This is a genomic window from Micromonospora sp. DT227, assembly GCF_049841835.1.
GTDB lineage: Bacteria > Actinomycetota > Actinomycetes > Mycobacteriales > Micromonosporaceae > Micromonospora.
Genome location: NZ_JBNCLA010000004.1, coordinates 66422 through 72622, shown reverse-complemented (window position 1 = coordinate 72622; position 6201 = coordinate 66422). Strand labels below are relative to the sequence as shown.

Below are 6201 nucleotides of genomic sequence, written 5' to 3'. Positions count from 1 at the left end.
GGCGCCGCTGACCGCAGGACCCGAGAAGATCGACCGGACGGCGTCCGTCATGCTGTTACCACGGCATGACGGACGCCGTCGTCGTTTCGAGAGGACATGGGACGCATCGTGACGGAGACGCACACCACCGGCGTACGGGGAGACAGCGGTCCCGAGGCTGCCCGGCTGGTCGCCAGCCGGCTGCTGGACGTGCCGGACTTCCCCAAGCCGGGGGTCATGTTCAAGGATCTGATGCCGCTCTTCGCCGACGGCGTGGCGTTCCGTGAGGTGATCGACCGGATCATCGCGTACCACGGTCCGGAGTCCTTCGACGTGGTCGCCGGCATCGAGGCGCGCGGGTTCGTGCTGGCCGCCGCCGTCGCGTACGCCACCGGCGTCGGCGTGGTGCCGGTACGCAAGGCCGGCAAGCTGCCCCGCGCCACCCACTCCGCCTCGTACGCGCTGGAGTACGGCGAGGCGACGCTGGAGGTGCACCAGGACGCGTTCACCGCCGGGCACCGGGTGCTGGTGCTGGACGACGTGCTGGCCACCGGCGGCACCGCCGAGGCCACGCTCGACCTGGTGGAGCGGGCCGGCGGCACGGTCGCCGGCTTCACCGTCCTGCTGGAGCTGGGCTTCCTCCAGGGGCGGGAGCGCCTCGCTCCGCGCCCGGTCCATGCCCTGCTGACCGTTTGACGCTGCTCGTCCCGCGCAGCCCGCCGGCACCGACCGTCCGGGGGAGCGGCGGTGTGTCCTGCCTACGGGTAGCATTGCCCTTTGCCTGAGCGGGCGGGCGACCGTCTGCGGGCCGCCGGGGCCGAGCCCCGGTGACCGGCGCGGAACAACACCGGCCCCCGGGTCGGTTGGATCAGACGTCGGCCGGACGGTCGGCGCATCCCGGCGAACGGTGAGGAGGCCGGTGTCCCACGATGTCGTCCCTCCGGTGGAGGGCACGGTGCACCCGACAGGCGACGCGGACGGCTCGGTGACCGAGCGCGACGGCAACCCATCGGTCGGGGCGATCGACGCCACCGACGGCACGCCGGACGCACCGGCCGACGGCGGTGGGGTCGTGGTGCCGTTCCCGACCGACGGCCCCGATGACCCCGGGTCCGGCGGCGGCTTCGCGCTGTCCAACGCGCCGACCGGCCGGCGGGTCCGCGCCCGGCTGGCCCGGTTCAACGCGCCCTGGCAGACCTCCCAGGTCAGCGAGGTGCTGGAGCCGCTGATCGCGACGCACCGGGTGAACCATCCCAAGGCCGACGCGCGGCTGTTGCAGCGCGCCTTCGACACCGCGGCCCGGTGGCACTCGGGGCAGTACCGCAAGTCCGGCGACCCGTACATCACGCACCCGCTCGCGGTGGCGACGATCCTCGGCAACCTGGGCATGGACACCACGACACTGGTGGCGGCGCTGCTGCACGACACGATCGAGGACACCGAGTACACCCTCGATGCGATGCGCGCCGACTTCGGCGGTGAGGTCGCGCTGCTCGTCGACGGCGTCACCAAGCTCGACAAGGTCAAGCTGGGCGACGCGGCCAAGGCGGAGACCATCCGCAAGATGGTCGTGGCGATGGCCAAGGACCCGCGGGTCCTGGTGATCAAGCTGGCCGACCGGCTGCACAACATGCGGACGCTGACCTTCCTGCCCCGCCCCAAGCAGGAGCAGAAGGCCAAGGAGACGCTGGAGATCCTCGCCCCGCTGGCGCACCGCCTCGGTATGAACACCATCAAGTGGGAGCTGGAGGACCTGGCCTTCGGCACGCTGTTCCCGAAGCGGTTCGAGGAGATCAACCGGCTGATCGGGGAGCACCAGCCGCAGCGCGAGGCGCTGCTGCGCCAGGTGACGCAGAAGGTGCAGACCGACCTGAAGGCCGCCAAGATCAAGGCGGAGACCACCGGGCGGCCGAAGCACCTGTACTCGATCTACCAGAAGATGATCGTGCGGGGGCGCGACTTCAACGACATCTACGACCTGGTCGGTGTGCGGATCCTGGTCGACACGGTGCGCGACTGCTACGCGGCGCTGGGCGTCATCCACGCCAACTGGCAGCCGGTGCCGGGCCGGTTCAAGGACTACATCGCCATGCCCAAGTTCAACATGTACCAGTCGTTGCACACGACTGTCATCGGGCCCACCGGCAAGCCGGTGGAGATGCAGATCCGCACCTACGCGATGCACCGTACGGCCGAGTTCGGCATCGCCGCGCACTGGAAGTACAAGGAGCACAAGGGCACCCAGGTGGTGGGCCCGCCGGCGCACATCGACGAGATGACCTGGCTGCGGCAGCTGCTGGACTGGCAGCGGGAGGCGGCCGACCCGAGCGAGTTCCTGGACGCGCTGCGGTTCGACCTGTCCAGCCAGGAGGTGTACGTCTTCACGCCGAAGGGCGACGTCATCCCGTTGCCCACCGGGTCGACGCCTGTCGACTTCGCGTACGCGGTGCACACCGAGGTCGGGCACAAGTGCATCGGGGCGCGGGTCAACGGCAAGCTGGTGCCGCTGGAGTCGACGCTCTCCAACGGCGACGTGATCGAGATCTTCACGTCGAAGTCCGACACGGCCGGCCCGACGCAGGACTGGCTCGGCTTCGTCAAGAGCCCGCGCGCCCGCACGAAGATCCGACAATATTTCAACAAGGAGCGGCGCGAGGAGGCGATCGAGGCCGGCAAGGACTCGATCGTCAAGGCGATGCGCAAGCAGGGCATGCCGTTGCAGCGGATGCTCACCTCGGACGCGCTGATGGCGATCGCCCGGGACCTGCACCTCGCGGACGTGGCCTCGCTCTACGCGGCGGTCGGCGACAGCCAGGTCTCCGCGCAGTCGGTGGTGCAGAAGCTGATGGCGTCCTACGGCGGCGAGGAGGGCGCGGCGGAGGACATCGCCGAGACCGCCGTCGCCACCCGGCCGCCGCGTAGCCGGCAGAGCAGCGCCGACCCGGGCGTGGTGGTGCGCGGCGTCAGCGACGTCTGGATCAAGCTGGCCCGCTGCTGCACGCCGGTGCCGCCGGACTCGGTGTTCGGGTTCGTCACCCGCTCCGGCGGGGTCAGCGTGCACCGCGACGACTGCGCCAACGCCGAGGACCTCCGGGCCCAGCCCGAGCGGGTGGTGGAGGTGAGCTGGAAGCTCACCTCGGCGTCCACGTTCCTGGTCGCCATCCAGGTGGAGGCGCTGGACCGGCACAAGCTGCTCGCCGACGTCACCCGGGTGCTCTCCGAGGAGCGGGTGAACATCCTCTCCGCGACGGTCACCACCACCCGGGACCGGGTGGCGGTCAGCCGGTTCAGCTTCGAGATGGCCGACCCGAAGCACCTCGGGCACCTGCTGGCCGCGGTGCGCAAGGTCGACGGCGTGTTCGACGCGTACCGGGTCACGTCCGGGGCCTGAGCAGGCACGTACGAGAAAACGCCCGCCGGTCACGCCGGCGGGCGTTTTGTCGGTGACGCGGGTCAGCCCTGGATGTCGCTCAGGCTCACCTTGGTCATGACGATCTCCTTCTTCGGGTGACCGCCGCCGGCCTGTTTCGCGAACGCGCCGTCGTCACCGGCCGCGGCGACCTGCTTCACCACGTCCATGCCGCCGGTGATGGTGCCCAGCACGGTGTAGTTCGGGTCGAGCGGGGAGTCGCCGTACACGATGAAGAACTGGCTGCCGGTGCTGCCCGGCTTACCGGAGTTGGCCATCGCGATGACGCCCTCCGGGTACGGCGGGCGCTTGTTGGTGGGCAGGTTCTCCTCGGCCAGGTTGTAGCTCGGCCCGCCGGTGCCGTCGGTGTCCCGCCAGCCCTTCCCGGTCGCGCTCGGGTCGCCGCACTGGAGCACCTTGATGCCCTCGGTGACCAGGCGGTGGCACTTGGTGTTGTCGAAGAAGCCCTTGCTGGCCAGGTGCGTGAAGCTGCCGGCGGTGCAGGGCACCAGGCTCCGGTCCAGCGTCGCGGTGATCGGCCCCAGGTTGGTGTCGATCGTCATCGTCTGGGTGCCCTTGCTCGCCTGCTGCGCCGGGGGTAGCCCGACGTCCTTGATCTGCGGCGGCCGGCCCTCCTTGGGCACCTCGTTGTAGGTGCACTGGGCGAAGCCGGCCGAGGTGCCGGCCTGCTCCTTGTCGTCGTCGTCGCCGAGCGACGTGGCCAGCCAGACGGTGCCGGCCACCACGAGCACCAGCACGGCTGCGGCGCCGGCGATCGCCTGCGTCTGCCGGCGCTTGCGGGCCTTGCCGGTCCGCTCGGCCATCTCCCGCTCGAGCCGGGCCCGCGCCGCCGCTCGCTGGCGGTCTCTGGTGGACGTCACGGTCACTCCTCACCTGCTGTGCATCGGGGGACGGCGTCGCGCGCCGTCGAGTCAGGGTGGGTCGGGGCCGACCCGAGGTGGATCAACCGGCGCTGGGGCTGCTCGCCGGCGCGGCGTTCGGCTCGCCGACGGTGAGGCTCTGGATCACCACATCCGTCTTCGGCTTGACCTTCGCCCCGCTGCCATTGTCCACGGTCGGGAGCGTGCCGATCTTCTCCACCACGTCCAGCCCGCCGGTGACCCGGCCGACGACGCTGTAGGCCGGCTTCGCCGGGTTGAAGTCCTTGAAGAAGATCAGGAACTGGCTGCCGTTGGTGCCCGGCGGGTTGCCGACCAGGGCGACCGTGCCCTTCGGGTAGGCCGGCGGCTGCGCCTGCGCGGGGGAGGCCGACGGGCTCGCCTCGGGCGCGGTGGGGACGTTCTCGTCGTAGAACGAGTAGGTCGGCCCGCCGATCCCGGTGCCGCTCGGGTCACCGCAGCGCAACGCGCCCTCGGTGGTGATCTCGTGGCACTTGGTGGTGTCGTAGAACTTCCGGCTCGCCAGGTGGGCGAGGCTCGCGCCGCCGCACGGCGCGGCGGCCAGGTCCAGGTCGACGGTGATCGGCCCGCCCTGGTTGGTGGTCACCGTCATCGGCCGCGTGCCCGAGGTCGGCAGGTTCTTGGTGGCCGGCGTGCCGACGTCCTTGAGGTTGGCGTTCGCGGCGGCGTCCTGCGGGGTCCAGAGGCAGGTGTCCTCGGCGGCCTGCTTCTTCGGCTCCGAGTCGAACGCGCCGAGCGCCCAGGCCGAGCCGGCCACGATCAGCGCGAGCACCACCGCGGCGCCCACGCCGGCCTGAATCTGCCGGCGGCGCTTCGCGACCGCGGCCCGCCGGGCGAGTTGCCGGTCGAGCTTGGCCCGCGCCAGTTTGCGCTGCCGGTCCCTGCTGGAAGCCACAGGTGCTCCCCTTCCTCTGCCTGATCGTCGCCGGCGTCCGGGCGCCGCCCGCCGTCCTCGGTAGGGGTGCGCCACGCCACACGCCCGCCAGAGTGTACGGCTACCGACTGGGAAAGTGGTGTACGAGGTCCGGCCTCGCCTTATCGGGCGTTGTCACTGGGGCCCGTGAGGCTTCCGGCACGGTGGCGGGCGAAACCCGTTCGCCGGTACGACTAGGCTGCTGAGCGAGGACGACGACCGGACGGAGAGGGGACGGACGTGCTCGTGGCCGGCTTTCCCGCGGACGCCTTCGGCACCAACTGCTACGTGGTGGCGACCGCGCCGGGGGAGCAGTGCGTGGTGGTCGATCCCGGCATCGGGGTGCTCGACCGGCTCGACGCCGTGCTCGCGGAGCACCGCCTGCACCCGGCCGCCGTGCTGCTCACCCACGGCCACCTCGACCACACCTTCTCGGTGGCGCCGGTCTGTGGCGCGCGCGGCATCACCGCCTACGTCCACCCCGAGGACCGCGAGTTGCTGGCCGACCCGTCCAAGGCGCTGTCCATGGACCTCACCGCGCTCTTCGGCGGGCGGCTGCCGTACGCCGAGCCGGACGACGTGGCCGAGCTGACCGACGGCGCGACGCTGGCGTTGGCCGGGCTGGAGATCACCGTCGACCACGCCCCCGGCCATACCGGCGGGTCGGTGCTGTTCCGGATGCCCGGCGCCGGCTCGCCCTGGGAGGCCGACGAGATCTGCCTCTCCGGTGACGTGCTCTTCGCCGGCTCGATCGGCCGCACCGACCTGCCGGGCGGCAGCATGCCCCGCATGCTGGCCAGCCTCCGGGAGAAGGTTCTCCCGCTGGCCGACGACACCGTCGTCCTGCCCGGCCACGGCCCCGCGACCACCATCGGCCGCGAGCGCGCGAGCAACCCGTACCTCGTCGAGGTGTCCGGGTCCGCGCGCCCGGCCGCGCCCACCCGAGGCCTCTAGACCCTCGCCCGCGCCTCGCGCGGGTG

At 71.4% G+C, this 6201-nt stretch carries 5 protein-coding genes; 3 read left to right on the top strand and 2 right to left on the bottom strand.

The features are described 5' to 3' along the window. The first annotated feature begins 108 nt into the window (after window positions 1-108). Together ACLQ2W_RS15460 and ACLQ2W_RS15455 are read left to right on the top strand one after the other, a co-directional pair. Window positions 109-675: an adenine phosphoribosyltransferase gene (locus tag ACLQ2W_RS15460; RefSeq protein ID WP_107161313.1), complete on the top strand. Its 567-nt coding sequence runs from the start codon at window positions 109-111 to the stop codon at window positions 673-675. Window positions 676-898: 223 nt separating this feature from the next. After that, a complete protein-coding gene (locus ACLQ2W_RS15455) occupies window positions 899-3370 on the top strand; it encodes a RelA/SpoT family protein (RefSeq protein ID WP_425787028.1) in 2472 nt (823 codons plus the stop codon). Between the two features lie 62 nt (window positions 3371-3432). On the opposite strand, the gene ACLQ2W_RS15450 is transcribed toward ACLQ2W_RS15455, so the two are convergent. Together ACLQ2W_RS15450 and ACLQ2W_RS15445 are read right to left on the bottom strand one after the other, a co-directional pair. Further along, window positions 3433-4269: a peptidylprolyl isomerase gene (locus ACLQ2W_RS15450; protein WP_425787026.1), complete on the bottom strand. Its 837-nt coding sequence runs from the start codon at window positions 4267-4269 to the stop codon at window positions 3433-3435. 82 nt (window positions 4270-4351) lie between these two features. After that, entirely contained in the window at window positions 4352-5203 is an 852-nt protein-coding gene (locus ACLQ2W_RS15445) for a peptidylprolyl isomerase (protein WP_425787025.1), read from the bottom strand. A 258-nt stretch (window positions 5204-5461) separates the two neighbouring features. Between ACLQ2W_RS15445 and ACLQ2W_RS15440 the strand changes: the two genes are divergently transcribed. Beyond that, window positions 5462-6175, top strand: a complete 714-nt coding sequence (locus ACLQ2W_RS15440) for an MBL fold metallo-hydrolase (protein WP_425787024.1) — start codon at window positions 5462-5464, stop codon at window positions 6173-6175. Window positions 6176-6201 lie beyond the last annotated feature (26 nt).